This is a genomic window from Mycobacterium asiaticum (assembly GCF_001668675.1).
Lineage (GTDB): Bacteria > Actinomycetota > Actinomycetes > Mycobacteriales > Mycobacteriaceae > Mycobacterium > Mycobacterium asiaticum_D.
In genome coordinates, this window is the sequence record NZ_LZKQ01000162.1 from 1 (window position 1) to 1647 (window position 1647).

The 1647-nt window shown below is 69.6% G+C and carries 2 protein-coding genes and 1 pseudogene; 2 read left to right on the forward strand and 1 reads right to left on the reverse strand.

The window, feature by feature from the left end:
• Positions 1-426, forward strand: a pseudogene (locus tag A9X01_RS14540) (hypothetical protein); the annotation flags it as partial.
• Positions 423-938, forward strand: coding sequence for a hypothetical protein (locus tag A9X01_RS14545; protein WP_065121455.1), 516 nt, complete (start codon positions 423-425; stop codon positions 936-938). The pseudogene A9X01_RS14540 and the gene A9X01_RS14545, both read left to right, overlap by 4 nt.
• An 11-nt stretch (positions 939-949) precedes the next feature.
• Here A9X01_RS14545 and A9X01_RS14550 read toward each other — a convergent pair whose 3' ends face one another.
• Complete coding sequence (locus A9X01_RS14550; protein WP_065121456.1) at positions 950-1636, reverse strand: hypothetical protein; 687 nt, start codon at positions 1634-1636, stop codon at positions 950-952.
• Between the last annotated feature and the right edge of the window lie 11 nt (positions 1637-1647).

Consider the following 1647-nt stretch of genomic DNA (forward strand, 5'->3'; position numbering starts at 1 on the left):
CGGGCTCGACCCAAGTACCGCCGCCGCAGCCCGGTGGAGACCACCAACGTCCAGCTGCCCACCGGCGACCGCCTGCTGATCCCCACCGGCGCCGAAACGCTGCGGCTCAAGGGCTACTTGATCATGGTCCGTAACAACAGCCGCGACTACGCCGAATTTGCAGACATGGTCGACGTCATGGATCCGGAGACCGCCGCTATGGTGCTGGGCGGCATGGACAGGTATTACTCTGGTCAACCTGCCGGATCGGCCGCGCGGCAGCAGTGGATGGCCACCGAGCTGGTCCGCCGGCTGGCCGATCCCGAGCCGTCTGACCTCGACCCCGGTCTCGACGACGAGTGGTCCGAGGACGAGAAGGCAAACTGGGAGGAGGTCAGGCAGCGCTGCCTGTCCGTGGCCGTGGCGATGTTGGAGGAGGCGAGGTGACGTTGGCTGCCGACCGCTGGAAAGGGGTGCCGGCCGCGCCCTCCGCACGATCCGACTCGGTGCGGCGGCCCGACCCGGACCAGCCCGTCGAATTCTGGTCCACCGCCGCCATCAACGCCGCCCTGCAGGGCGGCGACATCGGCACCTGGAAGCGCATCGCGGGCGCCCTCAAGCGGGATCCTTACGGGCGCACCGCTCGGCAGGTCGAGGAGATCCTGCGCGGGTCCCGCCCCGTCGGGATCGCCAAGGCGCTCTGGGAGGTGCTCGAGCGCGCCCGCACCCACCTCGAGGCCAATGAGCGCGCCGAAGTCGCCCGGCACGTGCAGTTGCTGATGGACCGTTCGGGTTTGGCCCGACAGGAGTTCGCGTCACGCATCGGCGTGGCCGCCGACGACCTCGCCACCTACCTCGACGGCAGCGTCAGCCCGTCGGCCTCGCTGATGATCCGGATGCGCCGGCTGTCCGACCGCTTCGTCCGGGTGAAGAACGAGCGGTCGTCCAACTCCAACTGATCTCCGACTGATCAACGCCCGATCGGCACGAAGTCGTTCACCAGCCAGTCGTTACCCCGTTTGGTCAGCGTCACCCGCACCGCCGGGTTGGCCTGACTGGTGGGTTGGCCGGGCGCGTTCTTGGTTACCCGCAGGACCACCGCGACGCTGGCCGCCGACGGCCCGATGGCCTCGACGCCCGCCGCCAGCGTGGCGGCCTGGACGGAGACCTTCTGCTGCACCATCTCGGCGCTGGACTTGGTGAACTCCTCTTTGAACTTGCCGGCCCGCTCCGGCACCATCAGTCCCGCGGCCCGGTCGATCGAGGCCGCCGGCGCCGTCGGGGAGAACGACGCGACCGCCTCGGCCAGCCCGGTGGCGACCTGGGTCACCGCCACCGAGTCCCGCTTGAAGTCCTCGTCCTTGGTCGTCCAGTGCGTGTAACCGGTCACCACCGCGGCACCCAGCGCCGCCGTGGCCAGGAAAACGACCGCCAGCCGCAGCGCGGGCGCGTCGTCGTCGGTCCCGACAGTGACCGCGTCCCGGCGTAGCAGCCAGAAGTTGATGGCGACGCCCTCCACCACCAGCAATACCAGCGCCGTGCCGACGGCCACCCACCAGCGGGGCCACGCGAGCACCCCACCGATCGCCACCAGTGCAGTGATAGCCGCCAGGGGGGCCAGGATGTCGAAAGCGAACAGCCGCCACGCGTTTCTCATCGGATCGACTC